Raw genomic sequence first — 24183 nt, 5'->3', positions numbered from 1 at the left:
GGCGGGTGGGGCGCCCCGACAGCGCCCCACCCGCCCCTCCTGCCGCCGGCTCTCGGTCAGTCGATGTCGACGCCCGGGCCGATGACCTTGATGCGGTCCTGCGCCGGGGCCTGGAGCGGCGAGGCCGCCGAGCTGTGGGCGCTCAGGTAGGCCACGAACACGTCCAGGTCCGAGGGGCCGACCAGCTTGTCGGTGCCGGCCGCGAAGGCCGGGAAGCCGTCGCCGCCGCCGGCCAGGAACTCGTTGGCCGCGACCCGGTACTTGGCGGCCGGGTCGACCGGCGCGCCGTTCAGCCGGACCGAGTCCAGGACCACCCGGTCCGCGCCGGTCTTGCGCATGTCCAGGGTGTAGTGCAGGTTCGACGAGACCTGGAGGACCTTCGGCGCCGCCGCGTTGGAGCCGCTCACCTGCTGCTGGAGCAGCTGGATCAGCTGGGCGCCGGTCAGCGTCTTGACCTGCATCATGTTGGTGAACGGCTGGACGGTGAACGCCTCGCCGTAGGTCACCACGCCGTCGCCCTCGGCCCCGGAGGCCTTGTAGACCAGGTCGGAGCGGATGCCGCCGGGGTTCATGAAGGCGACCTGCGCGCCGCCCTTGTCGGCCGAGGCCAGCCCGGCGAGCTGGGAGTCGGCGATCACGTCACCGAGCGGCTTCTCCAGGTCGCCGTTGCCACGGCCGTTGATGTCCGAGGCGATGTACCCGACCGGACGGTTGGCGATCGGGGCGGCCAGCTTGGAGTAGTGGTCCACCAGCGCCGTCATGTCGGGCGCCTTCGCGACCGTGCGGCGCACCACGTGGTTCTCGGCCTTGACCGAGGGACGCACGATCTCACCGGTGGTCTTGTCCAGCTTCATGTCGATCTGGGTGAACAGCCGGCCGAAGGAGGCGGCACTGGTCACCGAGCGCGGAACGCCGTTGGGGTCCGGGATGCTGCACGCGTACGCGTTGTGGGTGTGGCCGGTGACGATGGCGCCGACCGCCGGGTCGATCTTCTTCGCGATGTCGACGATCGGGCCGGAGATGCCCTGGCCTGCCGCGCCGCAGTCGTAGTCGTAGACGCCGCTGGCCGGGTAGCCGCCCTCGTGGATCAGCGCGACGATCGAGTTGACGCCCTTGGCCTTGAGCTCGGCGGCGTACTTGTTGATCGTGGTGACCTCGTTGGCGAACTTCAGGCCCTTGACGCCCTCGGCGGTCACGATGTTCGGCGTGCCCTCCAGGGTGACGCCGATGAAGCCGACCTTCACGCCCTGCGACTTGGTCACCCAGTACGGGGCCAGCAGCGGCTTGCCGGTCTTCTCGTCGGTGACGTTGGCCGACAGGTAGTTGAAGTTGGCGCCCTTGAACTTGCGGCCGGGCTCGTAGCAGCCGTCGGTCGGGTGGCAGCCGCCGTTCTGTATCCGCAGCAGCTCCTGCGAGCCCTCGTCGAACTCGTGGTTGCCCACGGAGGTGACGTCCAGGCCGAGCTTGTCCATCGCCTCGATGGTCGGCTCGTCGTGGAACAGCGCCGAGGTGAGGGGGCTGGCGCCGATGATGTCGCCGGCCGCGACGGTGATCGAGTCGTCGGCCGGGACGCGCGCCTTGCGCAGCTCGGTGGCCAGGTACTCGATGCCGCCGGCCGGGGTGGAGACCTCCTTGCCGGTGGCCGGGTCGATCTCCTTGATCGTGCCGGACGAACCCGCCGGCGGCTCCAGGTTGCCGTGGAAGTCGTTGATCGCCAGCAGCTGGAGGTTGACGGTCTTGTGGCGCTTGGCGTCCATGTCGGCGGCCTGGGCGGCCGTCGGCACGACCACCGCGCCGAACAGACCTGCGGCGGCGACGACGGCGAGCGCCGTCCGTCGGGACCTGACGGTGAGCATGAAGGGTTCCTCTGCACCTCGGAGGAGCACCGGCTGCGGACAGCATCGGCGTTCGGGCATGTGTTGCGACTGCGAAGCCTAGAGTCAACGCGCGTAGCCGTCAGGACGTCGGACGTAACAAGAGGATTACCTGCTGACGAACCATCGCCGTCCGCCGGGTGCGGAACCCGCGCGGACGCCGCCCTCGGACGCCGGATCCGACCGCCCTCGGACGCCGGATCCGACCGCCCTCAGACTCCGGGCTCGGACGCCAACTGCCGCTCGGCCCGCACCCGTTCGGCCACCGCGTCCTCGGTCATCGCGCGGTCGGTGTAGACCAGCGGACGCTCCGCCTCGGTGATGATGTGCTTCACCACCTGCACGTTGCCGTTGACGTCCCAGACCGCGATGCCCGGCGAGAGCGTAGGAATGATCTCCACCGCCCAGCGCGGCAGGCCCAGCACCCGGCCGGTGGCCCGCGCCTCCTCGGCCTTCTGCATGTAGATCGTCCGGGTCGAGGCCATCTTCAGGATCGCCGACGCCTCCTTGGCCGCCGCGCCGTCCACCACGTCGGACAGGTGGTGGACCACCGCGACGAAGGACAGGCCGAGCCGGCGGCCGAACTTCAGCAGCCGCTGGAACAGTTGGGCCACGAACGGGCTGTTGATGATGTGCCAGGCCTCCTCGACCAGGAAGATGCGCTTCTTCCGGTCCGGCCGGATCCAGGTGTGCTCCAGCCACACCCCGACGATCGCCATCAGGATCGGCATCGCGATCGAGTTGCGGTCGATGTGCGAGAGGTCGAAGACGATCAGCGGCGCGTCCAGGTCGATGCCCTTGGTGGTCGACCCGTCGAACATGCCCCGCAGGTCACCGTCGACCAGCCGGTCCAGCACCAGCGCCACGTCCAGGCCCCAGGACTGCACCTCGCCCACCGCCACGCCCAGCGACTCCACCGAGGACAGGTCGGGGTTGCGCAGGGTGTCGATGATGTCGTCCAGCACCGGCTGGCGGTCCTTCACCGACGCCACCACATGGGCGTGCGCGGCCTTCAGCGCGAAGCCGGCCCGCTCCTCCAGCCCGCGCCCCATCGCCACCTCGACGATGGTGCGCAGCAGCGACAGCTGGCCGGTCTGGGTGATCGCCGGGTCCAGCGGATTGAGCTTCACCCCGCCGTCCCGGGCCGCCATCGGGTCCAGCCGGATCGACTTTATGCCCAGCGCCTCGGCGATCAGGTTCCACTCCCCGACGCCGTCCTCGCCCTGCGCGTCCAGCACCACGACCTGGCGGTCGCGGAACCGCAGCTGCCGCAGCACGTACGTCTTCTCCAGCGCCGACTTCCCGTTGCCGGACTCGCCGAGCACCAGCCAGTGCGGAGCCGGCAGCTGCTGCCCGTACAGCTGGAACGGGTCGTACACGTACCCCTTCCCGCTGTACACCTCACGGCCGATGATCACACCGGAATCGCCCAGCCCCGGAGCGGCGGTGGGCAGGTAGACGGCCTGCGCCTGGCCAGTGGAGGTGCGCACCGGCAGACGGGTGGTCTCCACCTTGCCGAACATCAGGCTGGTGAACGCCTCGGTGAGGTTGCCGAGCGCCATGGGCGGCCTCCTGACGGGTCAACGGTGGACGGACGTGCGGACGTACGGACGTGCCGTGCGCTCAGCGGCGGATGCCGGTGGCGAACGGGAGGGTGTTGACGAAGGCCCGGTGGTGCTCCCGGTCGCACCACTCCAGCTTGAGGTAGCTCTTGCCGGCCGAGGCCCGGATGGTCCGCTTGTCGCGGGCCAGCGCGTCGGGATTGCGCGAGGAGACCGTGATGTAACCGACCAGGTTCACCCCGGCCGCGCCGGAAGCCAGGTCGTCGCCGCGCTGGTCCACCCGGCCCGTGTGGGCCAGGTCGCGCGGGTCGACCGTGCGGTTCATCTTGGCCGCCCGGCTGGCCTCGGCCTCGTCGTTGGTCTTCTCGGTCAGCATCCGCTCGATCGCGACGTCGGTGGGCTCCAGGTCCATCGTCACCGCGACCGTCCGGATCACGTCCGGGGTGTGCACCAGCAGCGGCGCCAGGAAGTTGACGCCCACCGGGGTGAGCGGCCACTCCTTGATCCACGCGGTGGCGTGGCACCACGGCTCCCGGGTCGCCGACTCCCGGGTCTTCGCCTCCAGGTACTGCGGGTTGGTGGCGTCCAGCTCGGCCGGCCAGGCGTTGCGCCGGGACATCGCCTGGATGTGGTCGATCGGGTGGTCCGGGTCGTACATCGAGTGCAGCAGCGAGGACAGCCGGGCCTGGCCCAGCGGCTGACGCACCCGGATGTCCGCCTCGGCCAGCCGGGCGCAGATGTCGGTCAGCTCGCGCGCCATCACCGCCGCCAGCCCCTCGTCATCGCGCGCGCGCCGCCCCCCGGCCCGCTGCCCGTCGACGCTGCGGCCCATCGCGTGCGCCTCGGCGGCCAGGTCGCGGGTGTAGTGCATGCAGGCCACCAGGTACGCCCGGTGCTGCTCCGAGGAGGTCGACACCATCGACTGGAGCTGGTCGTAGGAGTCCTGCAGCCAGCGCGGCGAGCTCGGGTCACCGCGGCGCTCGACGTCCTTGGCGTGCGCGTCCGGGTCGGCCGGCAGGGTCCGGGCCAGGATCTGCAGGCGGGTCACGAAGCCGTCGCCGTTGGCGACGTGCTTCAGCAGCGTCCCGAACCGGTCGACCAGCGCCTCCTGGTCCTCCGAGTCGCGCAGCCCGACGCCCGGGCCCTCGATCTCGATCGCGGCCGTCACCATCCGCCGCTCCAGGTGCATCAGCACCCCGACCTCGTCCGGCCCGAACGGCGCCGTCAGCCAGCGCAGCCGCCCCACCCCGGGCGGCGGGCCGACCTCCACCTCCCGGCCGTCCAGCCGGGTGCCGGCGTCCATCACGTCCGAACGCCACACCGCCCGCCCGCTGCGGACCGTCCGGCGGTAGGTGCGGCTGATCTCCACCCACTTGTAGAACGTCCGCTTGCGGTACGGCACGTACACCGCCGCGATGGCGATCGCCGGCAGACCGACCAGCCCGCCGATCCGCAGCGGCAGGATCGGCATCATCAGGCCCCAGAGCATGCCGAGGAAGGCCCCGAAGATGATCAACATGATCTCGCCGGACTCACGGTTCCGGCCGATCGGCGCGTTCGGGCGGGCCTTGCCGATCAGGTAGGTGCGGCGCTGGTGCACGTACGGCTGGGCGTACTGGGCGCCGTACTGGCCGAGTGGTTCACTGCTCACTTACCCGTCACCCTCCCTTCGCTGGATTGCTGTCGCGGATCGGACCCGAGGCCGACGGCGGCCCGGCCTGCGGCGGCGGGGCCGGCGTCCGGCCCGCGTGCGCGGCGATGCCCGGCGCGACCGAACCACCACCGGCACCGCCACCCCCGCCGGTCCCCTGCGGACCGCGGTCGCCATGGGTGGTGATGCCCTGCTTCATCAGGTTCGCGGTGCCGTTGATCATCGCCGAACCCGCCTGCACGGCGCTGGCCCGAGCCCCGCGCATGTTCAGCATCTCGTCACCGAAGCCCGGCACGAAGCGGTAGACCGCGGCGCTCGCGAAGATCGACAGGAACAGGATCGCCAGCCCGGACAACACCCGGGCGAAGTCGTCGTCGGCCCCGGCCCCGGTCGCCACCGCACCCGCCAGACCCAGGATGACCACGATGATCGGCTTCGCCAGGTCCACCGCCAGCATCACCCCCGCCCAGCGCCGCACATGCTTCCACAACTGCCGGTCCACCAGCCCCGCGTACACCGCCGTCCCCAGCAGCGCCCCGACGTACAGCATCGCCGCCCGGATCAACAGCTCGATCCAGAGCACGGCCGCCGCCAGCACCGCCACCAGCGACACGATCACCAGGATCAGCGGACCGCCGCCGACGTCACCCTTCTCCAACGTGTCGGCGAACCCCCCCAGGTACGACCCGGTGTCCGTCTTCGTCCCGACCGCTATCGCCTTGGTCAGCCCGTCCGTCACGCTCACCACGGTGAACAGGATCAGCGGCGTGAACGCGGACGCCACCACCGTCAGCCACAGGAAGCCGATCGCCTCCGAGAACGCCGTCGTCAACGGCGCCCCCCGCACCGCCCGCTTCGCCACCGCCAGCAGCCACAGCACCAACGTGATCACCGTCGACACGGCGAACACCACGGCGTACTGCTGCAGGAACGACGCATTGGTGAAGTCCACCTGCGTCGTCCCGTCGATGGCCCCCGACAACTTCCGCACCACCCACGCGGCGGCCTGCGCACAACTCTTGGCCAACGACCCGAGCGGATCGGTCACGGCCCCTACGGTGCCGCTCCCGGGGATGACAACCGCTCCTCCAGGAGCACAACCCGCATCGCTGCCAGGGATCGGAAGATCAACCTTCTGACAGGTGGGAGTAGCGGTCGGCGACGGCTCGGCGAACACCTTCTGAGCCGCCGACAGCGCCGCCACCTGCAAGGTGGCCAGCACGCCGACTAGGGTGCCAGCCCGTCGGCGTGCGCCGGCACGGCGTGAAGTCTGGTCAACGCGCAAAGTGGTACCCCCCGAATTGCTGGACGGCGCCGGTGATCTCGTCGGCGGTGGCTGCCTGCTGGTCTCCGGGCATCGGCGCGGGGCCCTGCCTGCTGGTGAAGTCGGTGAGCTTCCAGTCGCTGCCCGTCCAGTGCAGCGAGAGCGTGAGGGTGAACCAGCTGGTGGTCACCGGCTGGACGGAGTGCTCGCCGGCGAGGCCGGTGAGGCCGGTGCACCACACCTCGACCTTGGCGTCGTTGTCGTTGTAGCCCGCCGCCTTGGCGCCGACCGGGACGGTGCGGCTGACGAAGGTGAGGCCCTTGGGCGCGCGGCCCTGGGCGTCGAGGCCGTAGCGGGCGACCGTGTCACCGCTGAAGCCCTGGTCCAGCCGGTTCTGGAGTCCCGTCAAGGCTCCCGGGTCGGCGATGGTGGCGACGATGCCGTGGCGGCTGTCGGTGCGGAACATGTCCGCGGAGCCGATCGCCACCGCGTAGTTGGTGGCGGCGGACTGGGCGCCCTGGTCGGTGTGCGGGAAGCCGGTGGGGATGCCGTTGACGGTGGTGCCGACGGGCTGGTCGCCGCTGGGGGCGGGGCCGGCGCCGGATGCCGTGCTGGGGGCGGCGGCCCGGTCGGCGGAGCCGCCCCCGCCGGTGGCGGCGGAGCCGGTGCCGGGCGTGACCCGGTTGGCGATGGCGATGGCCACCACGAGCAGCGTGACGACCACCAGGACGGTCAGCAGGGCGCGCAGCGGGCGGGACTGACGGTAGCTCGACTGGGGGAAGGGCTGTTCGCTGACCGGCAGCCGCGTACGGGTGTGCGGCTGGTCGTCGGACAACGGCACGGCGGCCCTCCTGGTGCGGGGAGCCGGGGGGCGGCTCCGGGGCCCTCTGCCCGGGGCTGGCGCGGGCGGGGGGTGGGAACGGGGGGTGGACTCCTGGCAGGCAGGCCGGCCGGAGGGGGTCCGGGCGGGGGCCGGACCTCAGACAGGCCGGATGAACTGTCGGATCGTCAGACCGCCATGCCGTAGACAATGGTGAACAGAGTGCCGAGCGATCCGATGATGAACACGCCGGTCAGCCCGGCGACGATCAGCCCCTTGCCCTGTTCGGCGCCGAAACTGTCGCGCATCGCGGTCGCACCGATCCGCTGTTTGGCGGCGCCCCAGACTGCGATGCCGAGGCAGACGAGGATGGCGACGGCCATGATGACCTCGACCATCACCCGGGCCTCCGACCCGAGGGTCGCGAACGGGCCCCAGTCCGGGGCGATCCCGCCGATGATGGTGTCGATGTTCGGCTTCTTGGGAGGGTCCTCGGCCAGGTGGCCTACCGCATAGGTGTGCACGCTGCTCAGCTTCATTTCCATCTCACCGCCCGATCAGGCAAATTCAAGGGCCCGGACCCGTCCCGCGCGAAGGGTCGGTACCTATTCTTGGCCAGATCTGATGTCGACTTGGCTACTTCTCGCAGATTGGTCGTGAGACGCCGGGCACGTACGCGAGGATGTACACCGTACGAAGGATAGCGCTCACTGTTCGTATCTCTGATGATTGCGGTGAGCAACGCCTTCCGGGACACTTCGACTGACGATTCGTCGGGATGGTGCTGATGGTACTCCGGAAGGCCGGGACGGCCGCCGCCGCTGCGGGAGTTGTTGCGTTCGGGTTCATCGGGCTGGTGACGATGGGGACTTATGCGGCGAGTGGGACGCCGCAGCAGTCGGCGAATCGTTCCGCCCTCTCTCCCGGAACGGTCCCCGCGGCCTACCAGGAGGCGATCCAGAAGTGGGGCTCGCTGTGCGCGGCGATCTCCCCGCCCATGCTCGCGGCGCAGCTGTACCAGGAGAGCGGGTTCGACCCGAAGGCCCGCTCCGGCGTCGGCGCCCAGGGGATGGCGCAGTTCATGCCGGGCACCTGGGCGATGTACGGGACGGACGCGAACGGGGACGGCCGCAAGGACGTCTGGGATCCGTACGACGCGATCGCCTCGGCGGCGGTCTACGACTGCGCGCTCGCCAAGGACGTCGCGAACGTCCCGGGCGACCCGCAGGCCAACGTGCTGGCGGCCTACAACGCCGGTCCGTACGCGGTGACCAGGAACGGGGGCATCCCGCCGTACCGGGAGACCCAGGGCTACGTGCGGAACATCCAGGCGATGGCCCGCAGCTTCGCCGCGCCGGCGTCGCCGACCGCACCGTTGGAGGTGTCCCCGCAGTCGGCGGCCGCGATCTACTTCGCGCAGACCAAGCTCGGCACCCCGTACCTGTGGGGCGGTGACGGGCTGGCCTCGCAGAACGGGCGGTTCGACTGCTCCGGGCTGACCAAGGCGGCGTTCGAGAGCGTGGGCATCGAGCTGCCCCGGGTGGCCAACGACCAGTGGTACGCCGGGCCGCACCCGTCGCGCGACCAGCTGCGGCCGGGCGACCTGGTGTTCTGGGCGACCGACCTGAGCGATCCGCGGAGCATCCACCACGTCGGGATCTACGTCGGCGGCGGGTACATGCTCGACGCGCCGCACACCGGCGCGGTGATCCGCTACGACAAGATCGACACCAAGGAGTACATCGGCGCGACCCGGGTCACCTCGGACGGCGCCCAGGCGCTGCCGACCCGCAACGACGCGGGTGCGGTCAACGCCCCGAGCCGCCCGGGCGCGACGGCGGCCGCCGCCCCCGCCAGTCCCCAGGGCGGCACCCCGGGCGGAACCCAGAGCGGCACCCCGGGCGGTACCCAGGCCGTCGCGGCCGCGCCGCCCGCGCCGACCGGGCCGAGCCCCGCCGGCCCGGGGCGGTAGACCCGGGCGACCGGGACCTGTGTGCGCGCTGTGGACGCTGAGTCAAGTTTCGATAACCGCGCGTTTCCGTGGAACGCTGTGCCCCGGAAATGACGTTTCCTCCGGTGGCCCCTCGTCAGCGTCCCGCACCGGGCGGGCCCCGGCCACGACGATCAGGTGCAGCGGACCAGAAGGAGGTGCGGCGTGTCGACGCCGCTTGCCGACACGACCAACCCCGACCTCGAACTGCTCTACGCCGTCAACGGCCTCGCCAAGCGCTCCCCGCAGTGGCTGGACCACCTGGTCTCGTGGATCGGCGAGTACGGCATCCTGATCGGCCTGGCGATGCTCGGCCTGGTGGCCTGGCTCCAGGCCAGACGCCGCCCGGACGCGCCGGTGGCGATGGCGGGGCTGCTCTGGGTGCCGCTCTCGGTGGCCGTCGCAGAGCTGGCCAACCTGCCGATCGCCGCGATCGTGAACCGTCCGCGCCCCTTCGTCGACCACTCCGGGCTGCTGGTGCTGGTGGACGGCAAGGCCGGCACCCATTCCTTCGTCAGCGACCACTCGACCATGACCATGGGCGTCGCGGTGGCGCTGTTCCTGGTGAACCGCAGGCTCGGCTGGATCGCCGGCGGACTGGCGCTGCTCCAGGGCTTCTGCCGGATGTTCATGGGCGTCCACTACCCGACCGACGTGATCGGCGGCTTCGCGCTCGCCGTCGCCGTGGTGCTGCTGCTGGCGCCGATCGCGATGGCGGTGCTGGTGCCGTTCTGCCACGCGCTGAGCCGGACGGCCGTCGCGCCCCTCATCCAGGCCTCCGGACGCGGCGGTGCGGCCCGCGCCGGGACCGGGACCGGCCCTCGTGGCCGGCGGCGCGGACGCGGGGCGGTGCGGGCCGGGGAGCAGCCGCCGGAGTCCGACCTCGCGGCCTGACGACCTCGCGGCCCGACGACGTCGCGGGCGGGGCGGGCCCGCGGCCCGGGTGGGACCGGTCGGCCCGGGTGGGACCGGTCGGCCCGGGTGGGACCGGTCGGCCCGGGTGGGATCAGTCCGGCTCGACGCCGCTCTCGGCAAGGTGGTCGGCCCCCTCACGGCGGGCCAGGTCCCGCGAGCGGCGGGCCGGGGCGTACCAGCCGCAGCTGCAGGTCGCGAAGGCGAAGGAGCCGCGTTCGCTGATCACGAGGTGGTGTTCGGGCATCCGGACGGTGCCGGGCGCGGCCGGCAGCTCACTGTGCACGTGGTTCACCGTAACGCGCCCGGCGCCCCCGGCGCGACGCATCCGGAACACCGGCACCCGTAACCCTTCACCCCCCAACTCGTTTGCCAGGAAAGAGCTCTGCCACCCGGTGGGGTGCGGCGGGGCAGTCGGGCCCGAGGGGGTTGTCGCGAGGATGAAGATGACCGACCAGCAGCGCGCCGGACGGCCGGGATGCCGTCCCGGCCCGCACCTGCGCTCGGCGGCCGGGGCCGCCCTGCTCGCCGCCGTCCTGGCGGCGGGGTCCGCCGGCTGCTCGGGCGGCTCCGGCGACGGCTCCTCAGACCAGCGGTCGAGCGCCCCCGACCAGCTCGCCGCGGACCCGCTGTCGGCGGTGCGCAACGCCGCCGACATCACCGGCCGTACCGGCTCCGCGCACACCGCGACCGAGCTGGTCACCGAGTCCGCCGAGAAGAAGGCCTCGTTCAGCGGCACCGGCGGCTACGACTACGTGAAGCGGATCGGCCGGCTGGAGGTCCAGGTGCCACCGGGCGCGGCGACCACCGGGAAGATCGTCGAGGTGGTCCTGCCGGGCACCGTCTACCTCCAGAACAGCGGCGCCAAGGTCCCCGAGGGCAAGTGGGTCAAGCTGGACGTGCGCCAGCTGCCGGACGGCAACCTGGTCAGCAGCGGCGCCACCGACCCGGCCTCGGCGGCGGGGGCGCTGCGCGGGGCGCAGAAGGCGGAGGCGGTCGGCACCGAGACCATCGACGGGATCGCGCTGCACCACTACCGGGGCACCCTCGACCTGGCGAAGGCGGCCGACGCGACCGGCGGGAGGGGCGGGGACGGCCTGCGGACGGGCGCGCAGACCTTCACCGTCAAGGAGGTCCCGTTCGACGCCTGGCTGGACGACCAGGGGCGGCTGCACAAGGTGGTCGAGGTGTTCACCTTCGCCGGGGTGGCCGGGTCGAAGGAGCCCAAGGACCAGGTGAAGGTGACCTCGACGACCTCGCTGGGGGACTTCGGGAAGCCGGTGGAGGCGGCCGAGCCCGCGGCCTCGGACATCTACCAGATGAAGCCCACGGAGAGCCCGAAGTAGGGCGGGCGGACGCGCTCCGGGCGCGGGGCAGCGCTCCGGCGTCGGGGCGAGACGGGGCGCCGCCGGGGCGGGTGGCCGTCCGGGGAGCGGCGGCCACCCGTTTCGGCGGCGCCGAGATGGCCCGTCCGTGCCATGTGGACGGGCCCCGAAGTGCCTAGGCTGGACTCCGGGTGGCTGCCGCCCGGGCTGGCGAGGCACTGAAGGGGTGGTGCAGGTGGTGTCGTCCACGGGCGGCCGCAGCGGTGGCCACGACGACGCGGCCCTCGACGAGATCGATCTGGCCGGCGAGCTGATGATCGCCGCGACGGCCAGCTCCGGCGACCGGCTGCCGACCGAGCGGATCGACGAGGTGCTGCTGGACCGGACCGACCCCGGCCGGGCCGACCGGGACGCCGACGACTAGCCGGACCGCCGTCCGACAGCCCGCCGTGGGACGGCCCGCCGTCCGACGGGCCGGCGGCTCAGCTGCGCAGCAGGCGGCTGATCGCGGCGGTGGCCTCCGCCACCTTGGCGTCCAGTTCGGCGCCGCCCTCCTCGGCCGCCGCGGCGACGCAGTGCCGCAGGTGCTCCTCCAGCAGGGAGAGCGCGAAGGACTGGAGCGCCTTGGTGCTGGCCGAGACCTGGGTGAGCACGTCGATGCAGTAGACGTCCTCGTCGACCATGCGCTGGAGGCCGCGGATCTGGCCCTCGATCCGGCGCAGCCGCTTGAGGTGGGCGTCCTTCTGCGCGCTGTACCCGTGCGGGCCGTGGCCGTGGCCGGCCGCGGGCACGGCGGCGTGGCCGGCGTGCGGGTCGCTCCCCTGCGCGTGCTCCGCCTCGGTACGCGCTTGCGTCGTGGTCATCGGCCCCGCCTTCGTCTCAGTGCCTGGTGGCTGCGTCGGCCTCCAGTGTCCAACACCGGGGCCGTCCGTGGTGTTCCGACGGCCCACCCGGCACGTGCCGCGGGCCGGGGCAGGGGGATGCCCGGTGGTTAACCCGTCTGAGCGGCGCCCCGGTCTTCCGTGCGCACGACGGGGACAATCCGGGCGAGGTTCCGTCAGACTGGGGACCCGTGTCCACTCGTCGCGGTGCGGCCGGGATCAGCCGGTGCGGCAGCCGAACGGAAGGGGAGGTTCCGGCTCCACCCCCGACACCCCGTTTGCGTGATTGCGCTTGGTTGCACCTAGCATCGTTCAGTCCCTACCCCGCACATCGGAGATTTCCGTGCGTTTTAGCCTGACCCCGAAGGAGACGAGCTTCTACGACATGTTCGCCGCCGCGGCGGAGAACCTCGTCGTCGGATCGAAGCTCCTTTTGGAGCTGCTGGGATCAGACGTGTCGGCCCGCGCGGAGATCGTCGAGCGCATGCGCGCCGCCGAACACGCCGGGGACGACACCACCCATGCGGTCTTCCACCAGCTGAACTCGTCCTTCATCACGCCCTTCGACCGTGAGGACATCTACAGCCTCGCCTCGTCGCTGGACGACATCATGGACTTCATGGAGGAGGCCGTCGACCTGGTCGTCCTCTACGACATCCAGACCCTGCCGAAGGGCATCGAGCAGCAGATCGAGGTGCTGGCGCGCGCCGCGGAACTCACCGCCGAGGCGATGCCGAACCTGCGCAGCATGTCCAACCTCACCGAGTACTGGATCGAGGTCAACCGGCTGGAGAACCAGGCCGACCAGATCCACCGCAAGCTGCTCGCCCACCTGTTCTCCGGTCAGTACGACGCCATCGAGGTGCTCAAGCTGAAGCAGGTCGTGGACGTCCTTGAGGAGGCGGCCGACGCTTTCGAGCACGTCGCCAACACGGTGGAGACCATCGCCGTCAAGGAGTCCTGACCCTCGTGGACATGGCAGCACTCATCGCCGTCGTCGGCGTTGCGTTCTTCTTCACGTACACCAACGGCTTCCACGACTCGGCGAACGCGATCGCCACCTCGGTCTCCACCCGGGCGCTCACCCCCCGGGCGGCGCTCGCGATGGCCGCCGTGATGAACCTGGCCGGCGCGTTCCTCGGCAGCGGCGTGGCGCACACAGTCTCCAAGGGGATCATCGAGACCCCCACCGGCAACCAGGGGATGGCGATCCTGTTCGCCGCCCTGGTCGGGGCGATCGCCTGGAACCTGGTCACCTGGTACTTCGGGCTCCCCTCCTCCTCCTCGCACGCGCTGTTCGGCGGCATGGTCGGCGCGGCGCTGGCCGGCGGCGTCGACGTGATCTGGAGCGGGGTCCTCGACAAGATCGTCATCCCGATGATCGTCTCTCCGGTGGTCGGCCTGGTCGGCGGCTTCCTGGTGATGCTGGCGATCCTGTGGATCTTCCGGCGGGCCAACCCGCACCGCGCCAAGCGCAACTTCCGGGTCGCCCAGACCGCCTCGGCCGCCGCGATGGCGCTGGCGCACGGTCTCCAGGACGCCCAGAAGACCATGGGCATCGTGGTCCTGGCCCTGACCATCTCCGGCCACCAGTCCGGCAACGGCATCCCGGTCTGGGTGAAGATCTCCTGCGCGACCATGCTCTCGCTGGGCACCTACGCCGGCGGCTGGCGGATCATGCGCACGCTCGGCCGGAAGATCATCGAGCTGGACCCGCCGCAGGGCTTCGCCGCCGAGGCCACCTCCGCGACGGTCATGTACATCACCTCGTTCGTCTTCAAGGCGCCGATCTCCACCACCCACGTGATCACCGCGGCGATCATGGGCGCGGGGGCCACCAAGCGGATCCGCGCGGTGCGCTGGGGCGTCGCGAAGAACATCGTGCTCGGCTGGTTCATCACGATGCCGGCGGCCGCCATCGTCGCAGCGCTGATGTACTGGCTCGTCCACCTGTTCTGGGGCTGACGGCCCCGCGGGAGCCGCGAACGGACAGGGCCCGCCCCCACATCTCGGGGGCGGGCCCTTTTCCATGTCCCGCGGCGGCACCGCCATGCAGCACCACGGGACAGCTCACGGTCCGTCACGCGTCCCGGCGACGCCCGTGACGGGGTCCGGCCTAGCCGAAGCGACCGGAGATGTAGTCCTCGGTGGCCTGGACGGACGGGTTGGAGAAGATCCGCTGGGTGTCGTCCAGCTCGACCAGCTTGCCCGGCTGGCCGACGCCGGCCAGGTTGAAGAAGGCGGTGCGGTCGCTGACGCGGGCCGCCTGCTGCATGTTGTGGGTCACGATGACGATGGTGAACTGCTCCTTCAGCTCCCCGATCAGGTCCTCGATCGCGAGGGTGGAGATCGGGTCGAGCGCCGAGCAGGGCTCGTCCATCAGCAGGACCTGGGGCTCGACCGCGATGGCGCGGGCGATGCACAGGCGCTGCTGCTGACCGCCGGAGAGGCCGGCTCCCGGCTTGTTCAGCCGGTTGTGGACCTCCTTCCAGAGGTTGGCGCCCTTCAGCGAGCGCTCCACCACCTCGTCCAGCACGGCCTTCTTCTTCACGCCGGCGAGCCGCAGACCGGCGACCACGTTGTCGTAGATCGACATGGTCGGGAACGGGTTCGGGCGCTGGAAGACCATGCCGACCGCGCGGCGCACGGCAACCGGGTCGACGTTGGAGGCGTACAGGTTCTCGTCGTCCAGGAGGACCTTGCCCTCGACGCGGGCGCCGGGGATCACCTCGTGCATCCGGTTGAGGGTCCGCAGGAAGGTGGACTTGCCGCAGCCGGAGGGGCCGATGAAGGCGGTCACGGAGCGGGGCTCGATGCTCATCGAGATGTCCTCGATGGCCTTGGTGGTGCCGTAGTAGGCCGACAGTCCGCTGACGTCGATGCGCTTGGCCATGATCGTTGCTTCTCTCGTCTGTCTCGTGCGTCAGTCGGTCGCTCAGTGTCCGCCCTTGGGCGAGCGCCAGCGCGCGATGCCCCGGGCGATGAGGTTGAGCCCCATCACGAAGGCGATCAGCACCAGCGCCGCACCCCAGGCACGGGCGTAGCCGTAGTCGTTGTTGACCTGCGAGTACTGGAGCCAGATGTACATCGGCAGGGACTGCTGAGGTCCGTCGAACGGGTTGCTGTTGATGGCGTCGGCGCCGAAGACCAGCATCAGCACCGGGGCGGTCTCGCCCGTGATGCGGGCGACCGCGAGCATCACACCGGTGGTGATGCCGCCGATCGCGGTGGGGAGGACGATCCGCAGGATGGTCTTCCACTTCGGCACGCCGAGCGCGTAGGAGGCCTCGCGCAGCTCGTTCGGGACGAGCTTCAGCATCTCCTCCGTGGACCGGACGACGACCGGGATCATCAGGATCGCCAGCGCGAGGCTGCCCGAGAAGCCGGAGTACCCGAAGCCCAGCGCCAGGTTCCAGAGCGAGAGGATGAACAGACCGGCGACGATCGACGGGATGCCCGTCATGACGTCGACGAAGAAGGTGACCGCCTTGGCCAGCGGGCCGCGGCCGTACTCGACCAGGTAGACGGCGGTCAGCAGACCGATCGGGGCGGCCATCGCGGTGGCCAGGCCGACCTGCTGGAGGGTGCCGATCAGCGCGTGGTAGATGCCACCGCCGGGACCGGACTGGATCACGCCCTTCATCGAGTGGCTCAGGAAGTTCCCGTTCACCACGCCGATGCCCTGCTGGATCGTGTAGGTCATCAGGGCGACCAGCGGGACGACGGCCAGGATGAAGGCGACCCAGACCACCGAGGTGGCGAGCCGGTCCTTGGCCTGCCGGCGGCCCTCGACCTGGGCCGAGAGGGTGTAGCTGATCAGGACGAAGAGCAGCGCCGAGATCAGGCCCCACTGGAGGTGGCTGGCCAGCCCGCCGACCGCGCCGATCCCGCAGCCGAGGGCGATCGAGCCGAGGGCGACGGCGGCCGGGGTCCACTTGGGCAGTCGGTTGGCGGTCAGCGGACGGCCGACGGGCCGGGCGTCCTCGACGACGACGGTGGCGGTCATGCGTTGGCCCCCGAGTACTCCTTGCGGCGGGCGATGATCAGTCGCGCGGCACCGTTCACCAGCAGGGTGATGACGAACAGGACGAGGCCGGAGGCCATCAGGGCGTCGCGGCCGTTCTCACCGGCCTCGGCGAACTTCAGCGCGATGTTCTGTGCGAAGGTGCCGCCGCCCGCGTCGAGGATGTGCAGCGACAGGACGTTGCTGGCGGACAGCACCACCGCGACCGCGATGGTCTCGCCGAGCGCGCGGCCGAGGCCGAGCATCGAGGCCGAGATGATGCCGGGGCGGCCGAACGGCAGCACCGCGGTGCGGATCATCTCCCAGCGGGTCGCGCCGAGCGCGAGCGCCGCCTCCTCGTGCATCCGCGGCACCTGGCGGAACACCTCGCGGGAGACCGCGGTGATGATCGGCAGGACCATGATCGCCAGCAGGATGCCGACGGTGAACAGGTTGCGCGGGGTGCCGGTCCTGGTCTGGTCGAAGATGTACGTCCAGCCCAGGTACTCGTTGAGCCAGCTGGTCAGGCCGTCCATGTGCGGCACCAGGAAGAGCGCGCCCCAGAGGCCGTAGACGATGCTGGGGACGGCGGCGAGCAGGTCGACCAGGTAGGCGAACGGCTGGGCGATCCGGCGCGGCGCGTAGTGCGAGATGAACAGCGCGATCCCGATGGCCACCGGGACGGCGATCACCATCGCGATGACGGCGCTGACGATGGTGCCGACGACCAGGACGGCGATGCCGAAGACGGGCTTCGGGGCGTCCGGCGTCCACTCGAAGGTGGTGAGGAAGTTGCCTTCGTTGGTGCTCAGGGCCAGGACCGCCCGCCAGGTCAGGAAGGCGGCGATGGCGCCCATGATGACCAGCAGCAGGACGCCCGAGCCCCGGGCGAGGTTCATGAAGATCTTGTCGCCGACCCGGCTGTCGCGCGGCCGGCGTTCCCTGCCTCGCGGGGCGGCAGGGGGGGATGAAGTCATTGGTCTACTCCGGTCTGGTGGCGCCGCCCCGGAAGGGGGACGGCACCATGGCGGCGGTGCCCCGGACGTGGTGCTGGGTGTGGTGCGTTCCGGTGGGGCGGCCCCGGCCCCCCTCGCTCACGGGGCCGCCCCACCGGGGGTCCTGGTCGGATCAGGCCAGGGCGGTGATGGTGCTGTTGACCTTCTCGGTCAGGCTCTTCGGCAGCGGGACGTAGCCCTTCTCGCCGATGGCCTGCTGGCCCGCGTCGCTGGCGGTGTAGGTCAGGAAGGACTTCAGGGTCTCGAGGGTGTCGGCCTTGTTGCCCTTGTCGCAGACGATCTCGTAGGTGACCAGGACCAGCGGGTAGGAGCCCTCGTCCTTGGTCGCGTAGTCGAGCTTCAGCGCCAGGTCGCTGCCGGTGCCGGTGATCTGCGCCTTGGCGAAGGTGTTGGCGGCGTTGGCGGCGGTGGCCTCGACGGGCTTCGCGGCACCGGTGTTGATCGCGGCGCTCTTCAGGTTGTTGCTCTGGGCGAAGGCCAGCTCGGTGTAGCTGATCGAGTTCTTGACCTGCTTCACCTGGGCCGCGACACCGGCGTTGCCGTTGGCCGACTGGCCGTTCTTGCCGGCCCAGGCCTTGGCGGCCGGGTAGGACCAGGCACCGCCGCTGGTGGCGGCGAAGTACTTGGTCAGGTTCTCGGTGGTGCCGGAGTCGTCCGAGCGGTGGAAGGTCTGGATCTCCGCGTCCGGCAGCTTGGCGCCCGGGTTCAGGGCGCCGATCGCCGGGTCGTTCCACTTGGTGATCTGCGCGTCGAAGATCTTGGCGGCGGTCGGGCCGTCCAGGACCAGGTTGTCGACACCGTCGACGTTGTAGACCAGCGAGATCAGGCCGCCGACCATCGGCAGGTCGATGCCCTGGCCGCCGGTGCAGACCGCCTTGGAGGCGTCGACCTCGGCCGGCTTCAGGGCCGAGTCGGAGCCGGCGAACTGGACCTTGCCCTGGTTGAACTGCTGGATGCCGGCACCGGAGCCGCCACCCTGGTAGTTGATCGCGGAGCCGGAGCACGCGGCGGCGAAGCTGGTCTTCCAGACGTCCATCGCCGCGGTCTGCGCGGTCGATCCGGCGGCGATCAGCGAACCGGCCTTGCCACAGTTGATCGCGGAGGCGGGCGCGGCCGAGCCGCTGGTGCCGCCGGTCGCGGTCGTGTTGTTGTTGTTGTCCGACCCGCAGGCGGCCAGCGACAGCGAGCTGACGAGCGCCATGGCACCGATCGCGAGGGCCTTGGAGCGGCCGTTCCGCTGGAGCTTCACAGGGGATTCCCTTTCTGTGGCATTGCCCTGCGCAGGCCGTACGCATATACGGCCCCAGCACGGGTTTTGCTGTGGTCCGGGGCCCGTTCGGCCCTCCGGTGGTCCCGAAGTTAGGCCGGGGAAGTGACACGACAGCCGGTCACAAGTGAACGGGGAGTGAACCTCGAACGGATGACAGGAAACTACGTCAGGTAGTAACGGTTGCGTCACGCCGAGGGCGCGGGGAGATCACTGCCCCCGTTCGTTCACGACGCCGCGCCGGCCGTCCGCGCCCGCTTCGCGCCCAGGACCGCCAGCAGGGCGTCCACCAGCAACCGGTCGTGGTCGTACGTGAGCCGCGCCCGGGCCTTCCCGGCCGGCAGCCACTCCAGCCGGTCCACCTCCCGGTTGGGCCGGAAGGAGCCGCCCGACGGCACCGCCGCCCAGTAGCGGACCTCCTTCGGCCGGCCCTGCACCCGGTAGTGCTGGGCCGGCAGCTCCGGGCCCAGCAGACAGCGGAACCCGGTCTCCTCCCGGACCTCGCGCAGCGCCGCCTCGACCACGCCCTCGCCGGGTTCGAGCTTGCCCTTGGGCAGGCTCCAGTCGTCGTACTTGGGCCGGTGGATCACCGCGATCCGCGGCCGCCCCAGCCGGCCGCTCTTCTTCAGCCGGCCCGGCAGCCACAGCACCGCGCCCGCCGCCAGGACCACCGGGGAGTGCCCCGTACCGGCCGCGCTCCCCGCCGCGGTCCGGCCGGTGCGCGGGCGCTCGCCCAACTCAGACCGCCCCGGGGGCGGCGGAGTGCGCCCAGGCGTCGGCCGGGAGGAGCTCCAGCCGGCCGTCCGGACCGGACGGCAGGTCGGGCCAGCGGCGGCCGACGGCGTACCGCGCCGACTCCACCTCCAGCCGCTGATCGGCGTGCACCACGCCCAGCACGTACGCGGTCGCCGGGGTGATCCGCGGGGTGCGGGCCGCGGTGGCGGCGGTGGTCGCGGCGTCCGCGGCCTCCTGCTGCCGGGCCAGCACCGCGTCCAGGTCGTCCAGCTCGGAGGACGGGCGGCCGCACACCTCCAGCGCGTACCGGGCCCGCTTCACCAGGATCCGCAGCCGGCCCCAGGGCGCGTCGTCGGCCGCCAGCGCGGCGTCCGCGTCCGTCGTGCCGCGGGACGTCGGCACCGTGCCCAGCCGGCGCAGCCCGTCCCCGCCGTACGGCGTCGCGGCCCGTCGCAGCGGCAGCTGCTGGGCGCCCGCGGCCAGCGCGGCGAACGCGGCGGTGGCCCGCGGCAGCAGCACCGCGGGGGCCCGGCCGCCCGCCGACTCCAGCAGCGGCGCCTCGCCGACCAGCAGCGTCATCCGGTCCGCCAGCGCGTGCAGCCGGGCGGACCGGAGCTCCTGGAGCACCGTGGAGTGCGCCCTGGTCCGGGCCAGCGTCAGCTGCCGGTCCAGCAGCGCCCGCGCCTTGGGCGCGCCCGCGTGGCCGGCCAGCATGCCCGTCCCGTCCGGGTCGGTGCCGCTCAGCGAGTCCAGCGCGCCCAGCAGCCGGGCCGAGCGGCGGACGTAGCCGGGCTCCAGCGCCAGCAGGTTGAGCAGCCAGCGCAGCTCGGTGCGCGACTCCTGTGCCCAGGCCTGTTCGAAGACCGAGCCGAAGGTGTGCAGCAGCCCGCCGATCCGCCGCACGGAACGCAGCAGGTCCGAGGTGCCCGCCGACGGGACGAGCGAGGCCGTCCCCGGTCTGGCGCCGACCTCGCCCACCGCCAGCGGCAGGGCGCGCAGGAAGGCGCCGGCCTGGGCGGTGAGGTGGTGGGCAAGGATGTCCCCGGCGGTGGCTGTGGAGCCCGCCTGGGCCGTCATCGGCGCTTCGGTCATGGCGTGGTAGATCCCCGTTCCCCCGGGCGTTCCCCCGGGGCTGGTGGCCGACCGCCGGAACGGGTGTCCCCTGTCCGTTCCGGCGGCTTCGCATCAGTGCACGTGTCAGCGCGAGGCGGCTGCCCGGCGACGCTGGCGCGAGTCGATCAGCAGGTCCTGGACGTGGCGCAGTGCCCGGCCCTCGGCGTCCTGCGAGTGACGGGCCCAGGCGCCGTCCGCCCCCAGGTGCCAGGACTCGGTCTCGTCCGACACCCCGAGGTCGATCAGCCCGGACAGCTCGGCCCGGTGCGCCGGATCGGTGATCCGCAGCAGCGCCTCGATCCGGCGGTCCAGGTTGCGGTGCATCATGTCGGCGCTGCCGATCCAGACCTCCGGATCGCCGTTGTTGCCGAACACGAAGATCCGGGAGTGCTCCAGGAAGCGGCCCAGGATGCTGCGGACCCGGATGTTCTCGCTCAGACCCGGTACGCCCGGGCGGATCGCGCAGATCCCGCGCACCCAGACGTCCACCGGCACCCCGGCCTGGGAGGCACGGTACAGCGCGTCGATCACGGCCTCGTCGACGATCGAGTTGACCTTGAGCTTCACGTAAGCCGGGCGGCCCGCCTTGTGGTGGGCGATCTCGTTGTGGATCCGCGAGACCAGCCCGTCCCGCAGGCCGCGCGGGGCGGTCAGCAGGCGGCGGTAGGACTCGCGGCGCGAGTAGCCGGAGAGCCGGTTGAACAGGTCCGAGAGGTCCGCGCCGACCTGCGGGTCGGAGGTGAGCAGACCGAGGTCCTCGTACAGCCGGGCCGTCTTGGGGTGGTAGTTGCCGGTGCCGACGTGCGAGTAACGGCGCAGGGTGTCACCCTCCTGCCGGACCACCAGCGAGAGCTTGCAGTGCGTCTTCAGCCCGACCAGGCCGTACACCACGTGACAGCCGGCCTCCTCCAGCTTGCGGGCCCACTTGATGTTGGCCTGCTCGTCGAAGCGCGCCTTGATCTCGACCAGCACCAGCACCTGCTTGCCTGACTCGGCCGCGTCGATCAGCGCGTCCACGATCGGCGAGTCACCGGAGGTGCGGTACAGGGTCTGCTTGATCGCCAGCACGTCCGGGTCGGCGGCGGCCTGCTCCAGGAAGGCCTGCACCGAGGTGGAGAAGCTGTCGTACGGGTGGTGCAGCAGGACGTCCCGCTCGCGCATCGCGGCGAAGATGTCCGGCTGGGAGGCCGACTCGACGTCGATCAGTCCGCGGGCCGTACCGGCCACGAACTTCGGGTACCTGAGCTCGGGGCGGTCCAGCTCGGCGATCCCGAACAGCCCGGTCAGGTCCAGCGGCCCGGGCAGCGGGAAGACCTCCGCCTCGGTGATGTTCAGCTCCCGCACCAGCAGGTCCAGGATGTAGGGGTCGATCGACTCCTCGACCTCCAGCCGGACCGGCGGGCCGAAGCGCCGCCGCATCAGCTCCTTCTCCAGGGCCTTGAGGATGTTCTCGGTGTCGTCCTCCTCCACCTCCAGGTCCTCGTTGCGGGTGACGCGGAAGGCGTGGTGGGCCAGCACCTCCATCCCTGGGAAGAGCTCCTCCAGGTGCGCGCCCATGACGTCCTCCAGCGGGACGTACCGCTGGGGCGAGGCCTCCAGGAAGCGGGCCAGCGACTGCGGCACCTTGACGCGGGCGAAGTGCTTGTGGCCGGAGACCGGGTTGCGCACCACGACGGCCAGGTTCAGCGAGAGTCCCGATATGTACGGGAAGGGGTGTGCCGGGTCGACGGCCAGCGGCGTCAGAACAGGAAAGATCTTCTGCCGGAACAGCGTGTGCAGCCGGGCCTGCTCCTTCTCGGCCAGCTCCGACCAGCGGACCAGCTCGATGCCCTCGGCGGCGAGGTCCGGCAGCACCTCCTGCTGGAAGGCGGCGGCGTGCCGGGCCATCAGCTCGCGCGAGCGGGTCCAGATCAGGTCCAGCACCTCACGCGGCTGGAGGCCGGACGCGCTGCGCTGGGCGACGCCGGTGGCGATCCGGCGCTTGAGGCCGGCCACCCGGACCATGAAGAACTCGTCCAGGTTGCTCGCGAAGATCGCCAGGAACTTCGCCCGCTCCAGCAGCGGGATGCCCGGGTCCTCGGCGAGTTCCAGGACCCGCTCGTTGAAGGCGAGCCAACTGCGCTCGCGGTCCAGGAAGCGGCCTTGCGGCAGTGCTTCGAACTCGTCCTCGTCCGTGGCCGGCAGCTCCGGCGGCACACCCAGCGCACCGGACATCCGGGCGGTCGGCGACAGCGGGGCAGAGACGGGGCGGGGGATGCTCATGGGCTCCAGCTCCTCCAGCAGCAGGACGGCGTCCGGAAGCGAATGGCTCTGCGGGCCGTCGCCCTCGCCCCGGGCCGGACCCGGGGACAGCACCCAACCTCCGGGCGCGGTCCGTACAGGACCGGCCGGTGCTTGGCGGTCGACTCTGCACGAGCGAGACACTACGGACTTCATCCTGTGATCTTCGCGGCAGCAATTGAATCCACGGTAAACACCGCATGGCCAGGAGGAAAGCTGAGTCGGTCGGAGCAAGGGGTTGCGGCGTCCAAACCCTCTCCCGCGGCTGCTCGGGGGCCGTCCGGACCACCTTCGGAAGAGCCCGGGGACCCGGGCGCTCCCGGAGCCGGTGCGCTCCGGGAGGGCCCGAGGACCCTCGACGGCGGCTAGGCCGGCCGGTTCGCCTTCGCCCGGTACGGGGCCCGGTACATGAGGTCCACCTCGTGAACCGTGAACCCCAGTCGTTCGTAGACCCGCACGGCGGCCGGGTTGTCGGCGTCGACGTAGAGGAGGACGGTCGCCAGTCCGCGCTCGCCGGAGCCGGTGCCGGTCAGGTGGCGCAGACCCGCCGCGGTCAGCGCGCGGCCGAGGCCGCTGCCCTGTTCGGCCGGGTCCACTCCCACCACGTACACCTCCCCGAGCTCGGGCTCGGTGGCGGTGGCCGGGTGCACCTTGGTCCAGTGGAAACCGACCACCTTGCCGCCGCGGGTCGCGAGGAAGAAGCCCGCCGGGTCGAACCAGGGCTCGGCGATCCGCTCGGCCAGGTCCTGCCCGGTCCAGGCGCCCTGCTCCGGGTGGTGGGCGAAGGCCAGGGCGTTCAGCCGAAGCCACTCGGCGTCGTCCTCCCCCGGGCGGAAGGTGCGGAGCTCGATGCCCTCGGGGACGGCCACCTCCTCGGTCTGCCGGCCGGCCCGGCGCATCTGCCGCAGCTCGCGGACCAGCTCGGCGCCGTACGCCTCCGCCAGGTGCCGGGCCGCCGGGTGCCCGCCGTGCACCCAGAAGTCCACCGCGTCGCGCCCCGCCTGGTGGGCCTGCGCCAGGACGGCGTCCACCAGCGGGCGGGCCAGGCCTCGGCCACGGGCCGCCGGGTCGACCACCAGCTCGGCAGCGGGGTTGGCGGCCGGGTTCTCCGGCACTTCGAGCTGGCCGTAGCCGAGGACCGCTCCGGTTTCGGTTTCGACGAGGTGGATGACGCCCGGGCGCGGAGTCTCCGTGTTCCGCAGCCGGAGCCGGCCCTGCTCGGACACGGCGGCCCGGCCGTCCACCGCCTGAGCCTCCGCCAGAACACGCAGGGCACCGTCACGCTGATCGGGCCGGAGCACATCGTTCGCAATGACCGCTGTCTGATCGTCCATGCACCGACGATACGTCCATACGTTCCCGGAAATGCGAAGAACCCCTGATCCGAATGGATCAGGGGTTCTTCTGAAGAATTGTTCGGCGGCGTCCTACTCTCCCACAGGGTCCCCCCTGCAGTACCATCGGCGCTGTGAGGCTTAGCTTCCGGGTTC

General features: G+C 71.3%; 22 protein-coding genes and 1 rRNA gene. 6 read left to right on the top strand and 17 right to left on the bottom strand.

The window, feature by feature from the left end:
* Positions 1 to 56: 56 nt before the first annotated feature.
* The 6 genes from ACFRAR_RS34255 to ACFRAR_RS34230 form a co-directional block, all read right to left on the bottom strand.
* Complete coding sequence (locus ACFRAR_RS34255; RefSeq protein WP_380703469.1) at positions 57 to 1856, bottom strand: bifunctional metallophosphatase/5'-nucleotidase; 1800 nt, start codon at positions 1854 to 1856, stop codon at positions 57 to 59.
* Positions 1857 to 2086: 230 nt separating this feature from the next.
* Positions 2087 to 3436 (bottom strand): ATP-binding protein, encoded by a 1350-nt coding sequence (locus ACFRAR_RS34250; RefSeq protein ID WP_380703467.1) that lies wholly within the window; start codon positions 3434 to 3436, stop codon positions 2087 to 2089.
* Positions 3437 to 3497: 61 nt separating this feature from the next.
* Positions 3498 to 5087, bottom strand: coding sequence for an SCO6880 family protein (locus ACFRAR_RS34245; protein ID WP_380703465.1), 1590 nt, complete (start codon positions 5085 to 5087; stop codon positions 3498 to 3500).
* Positions 5088 to 5094: 7 nt separating this feature from the next.
* Positions 5095 to 6306 carry a hypothetical protein gene (locus ACFRAR_RS34240; RefSeq protein ID WP_380703473.1) on the bottom strand — a complete coding sequence of 404 codons (1212 nt, stop codon included), beginning with the start codon at positions 6304 to 6306 and terminating at the stop codon, positions 5095 to 5097.
* A gap of 55 nt (positions 6307 to 6361) precedes the next feature.
* Positions 6362 to 7192 carry a hypothetical protein gene (locus ACFRAR_RS34235; protein ID WP_380703463.1) on the bottom strand — a complete coding sequence of 277 codons (831 nt, stop codon included), beginning with the start codon at positions 7190 to 7192 and terminating at the stop codon, positions 6362 to 6364.
* A 167-nt stretch (positions 7193 to 7359) separates the two neighbouring features.
* On the bottom strand, positions 7360 to 7710 hold the full coding sequence (locus ACFRAR_RS34230) for a hypothetical protein (RefSeq protein ID WP_380703461.1): 351 nt from the start codon (positions 7708 to 7710) through the stop codon (positions 7360 to 7362).
* A 248-nt stretch (positions 7711 to 7958) separates the two neighbouring features.
* On the opposite strand from ACFRAR_RS34230, the gene ACFRAR_RS34225 reads away from it, so the two are divergent.
* Together ACFRAR_RS34225 and ACFRAR_RS34220 are read left to right on the top strand one after the other, a co-directional pair.
* Complete coding sequence (locus ACFRAR_RS34225; RefSeq protein ID WP_380703459.1) at positions 7959 to 9143, top strand: NlpC/P60 family protein; 1185 nt, start codon at positions 7959 to 7961, stop codon at positions 9141 to 9143.
* Between the two features lie 183 nt (positions 9144 to 9326).
* Complete coding sequence (locus tag ACFRAR_RS34220; RefSeq protein WP_380703457.1) at positions 9327 to 10055, top strand: phosphatase PAP2 family protein; 729 nt, start codon at positions 9327 to 9329, stop codon at positions 10053 to 10055.
* Between the two features lie 112 nt (positions 10056 to 10167).
* Here the strand turns inward: ACFRAR_RS34220 and ACFRAR_RS34215 are convergent, their stop codons facing one another.
* Complete coding sequence (locus tag ACFRAR_RS34215) at positions 10168 to 10359, bottom strand: hypothetical protein (protein ID WP_380703454.1); 192 nt, start codon at positions 10357 to 10359, stop codon at positions 10168 to 10170.
* 160 nt (positions 10360 to 10519) lie between these two features.
* On the opposite strand from ACFRAR_RS34215, the gene ACFRAR_RS34210 reads away from it, so the two are divergent.
* Together ACFRAR_RS34210 and ACFRAR_RS34205 are read left to right on the top strand one after the other, a co-directional pair.
* The gene (locus ACFRAR_RS34210) at positions 10520 to 11419 is read left to right on the top strand and encodes a hypothetical protein (RefSeq protein ID WP_380703452.1); all 900 of its coding nucleotides are present in this window, start codon (positions 10520 to 10522) and stop codon (positions 11417 to 11419) included.
* A gap of 214 nt (positions 11420 to 11633) precedes the next feature.
* Positions 11634 to 11822, top strand: a complete 189-nt coding sequence (locus ACFRAR_RS34205; protein ID WP_380703449.1) for a hypothetical protein — start codon at positions 11634 to 11636, stop codon at positions 11820 to 11822.
* A gap of 58 nt (positions 11823 to 11880) precedes the next feature.
* Here ACFRAR_RS34205 and ACFRAR_RS34200 read toward each other — a convergent pair whose 3' ends face one another.
* The gene (locus ACFRAR_RS34200; RefSeq protein WP_380703447.1) at positions 11881 to 12261 is read right to left on the bottom strand and encodes a metal-sensitive transcriptional regulator; all 381 of its coding nucleotides are present in this window, start codon (positions 12259 to 12261) and stop codon (positions 11881 to 11883) included.
* 361 nt (positions 12262 to 12622) lie between these two features.
* On the opposite strand from ACFRAR_RS34200, the gene ACFRAR_RS34195 reads away from it, so the two are divergent.
* Both ACFRAR_RS34195 and ACFRAR_RS34190 read left to right on the top strand, forming a co-directional pair.
* On the top strand, positions 12623 to 13243 hold the full coding sequence (locus tag ACFRAR_RS34195) for a DUF47 domain-containing protein (protein WP_030059626.1): 621 nt from the start codon (positions 12623 to 12625) through the stop codon (positions 13241 to 13243).
* 5 nt (positions 13244 to 13248) lie between these two features.
* Complete coding sequence (locus tag ACFRAR_RS34190) at positions 13249 to 14244, top strand: anion permease (protein WP_380703445.1); 996 nt, start codon at positions 13249 to 13251, stop codon at positions 14242 to 14244.
* Between the two features lie 151 nt (positions 14245 to 14395).
* Here ACFRAR_RS34190 and pstB read toward each other — a convergent pair whose 3' ends face one another.
* The 9 genes from pstB to rrf form a co-directional block, all read right to left on the bottom strand.
* Positions 14396 to 15172, bottom strand: coding sequence for a phosphate ABC transporter ATP-binding protein PstB (gene pstB, locus ACFRAR_RS34185; RefSeq protein WP_380703443.1), 777 nt, complete (start codon positions 15170 to 15172; stop codon positions 14396 to 14398).
* Between the two features lie 42 nt (positions 15173 to 15214).
* On the bottom strand, positions 15215 to 16285 hold the full coding sequence (gene pstA, locus ACFRAR_RS34180) for a phosphate ABC transporter permease PstA (protein ID WP_380703441.1): 1071 nt from the start codon (positions 16283 to 16285) through the stop codon (positions 15215 to 15217).
* A complete protein-coding gene (gene pstC / locus ACFRAR_RS34175) occupies positions 16282 to 17259 on the bottom strand; it encodes a phosphate ABC transporter permease subunit PstC (protein WP_380703439.1) in 978 nt (325 codons plus the stop codon). The genes pstA and pstC overlap by 4 nt, the downstream gene beginning before the upstream one ends.
* A 151-nt stretch (positions 17260 to 17410) precedes the next feature.
* Positions 17411 to 18547: a phosphate ABC transporter substrate-binding protein PstS gene (gene pstS, locus ACFRAR_RS34170; RefSeq protein ID WP_380703437.1), complete on the bottom strand. Its 1137-nt coding sequence runs from the start codon at positions 18545 to 18547 to the stop codon at positions 17411 to 17413.
* Between the two features lie 245 nt (positions 18548 to 18792).
* Positions 18793 to 19302 (bottom strand): NUDIX hydrolase, encoded by a 510-nt coding sequence (locus ACFRAR_RS34165; protein WP_380703435.1) that lies wholly within the window; start codon positions 19300 to 19302, stop codon positions 18793 to 18795.
* A gap of 1 nt (position 19303) precedes the next feature.
* Complete coding sequence (locus ACFRAR_RS34160) at positions 19304 to 20392, bottom strand: CHAD domain-containing protein (protein ID WP_380703433.1); 1089 nt, start codon at positions 20390 to 20392, stop codon at positions 19304 to 19306.
* Positions 20393 to 20497: 105 nt separating this feature from the next.
* A complete protein-coding gene (locus ACFRAR_RS34155; protein ID WP_380703471.1) occupies positions 20498 to 22675 on the bottom strand; it encodes an RNA degradosome polyphosphate kinase in 2178 nt (725 codons plus the stop codon).
* A 383-nt stretch (positions 22676 to 23058) separates the two neighbouring features.
* Positions 23059 to 24027 (bottom strand): mycothiol synthase, encoded by a 969-nt coding sequence (mshD, locus tag ACFRAR_RS34150; protein ID WP_380703431.1) that lies wholly within the window; start codon positions 24025 to 24027, stop codon positions 23059 to 23061.
* 80 nt (positions 24028 to 24107) lie between these two features.
* Positions 24108 to 24183, bottom strand: a 5S ribosomal RNA gene (gene rrf / locus ACFRAR_RS34145); the annotation flags it as partial.

The sequence above is a fragment of the Kitasatospora sp. NPDC056651 genome, from assembly GCF_042792155.1.
GTDB lineage: Bacteria > Actinomycetota > Actinomycetes > Streptomycetales > Streptomycetaceae > Kitasatospora.
This window is presented reverse-complemented; position numbering and strand designations above follow the sequence as displayed.

Bases quoted from the DNA above. Each gene is read 5' to 3' on its own strand.
- ACFRAR_RS34255 (WP_380703469.1), bottom strand. From the start codon at position 1,856: ATGCTCACCGTCAGGTCCCGACGGACGGCGCTCGCCGTCGTCGCCGCC.
- ACFRAR_RS34250 (WP_380703467.1), bottom strand. From the start codon at position 3,436: ATGGCGCTCGGCAACCTCACCGAGGCGTTCACCAGCCTGATGTTCGGC.
- ACFRAR_RS34230 (WP_380703461.1), bottom strand. From the start codon at position 7,710: ATGAAGCTGAGCAGCGTGCACACCTATGCGGTAGGCCACCTGGCCGAG.
- ACFRAR_RS34225 (WP_380703459.1), top strand. From the start codon at position 7,959: ATGGTACTCCGGAAGGCCGGGACGGCCGCCGCCGCTGCGGGAGTTGTT.
- ACFRAR_RS34210 (WP_380703452.1), top strand. From the start codon at position 10,520: ATGACCGACCAGCAGCGCGCCGGACGGCCGGGATGCCGTCCCGGCCCG.
- ACFRAR_RS34200 (WP_380703447.1), bottom strand. From the start codon at position 12,261: ATGACCACGACGCAAGCGCGTACCGAGGCGGAGCACGCGCAGGGGAGC.
- pstB (WP_380703443.1), bottom strand. From the start codon at position 15,172: ATGGCCAAGCGCATCGACGTCAGCGGACTGTCGGCCTACTACGGCACC.
- pstA (WP_380703441.1), bottom strand. From the start codon at position 16,285: ATGACCGCCACCGTCGTCGTCGAGGACGCCCGGCCCGTCGGCCGTCCG.
- pstC (WP_380703439.1), bottom strand. From the start codon at position 17,259: ATGACTTCATCCCCCCCTGCCGCCCCGCGAGGCAGGGAACGCCGGCCG.
- ACFRAR_RS34160 (WP_380703433.1), bottom strand. From the start codon at position 20,392: ATGACCGAAGCGCCGATGACGGCCCAGGCGGGCTCCACAGCCACCGCC.
- ACFRAR_RS34155 (WP_380703471.1), bottom strand. From the start codon at position 22,675: ATGAGCATCCCCCGCCCCGTCTCTGCCCCGCTGTCGCCGACCGCCCGG.
- mshD (WP_380703431.1), bottom strand. From the start codon at position 24,027: ATGGACGATCAGACAGCGGTCATTGCGAACGATGTGCTCCGGCCCGAT.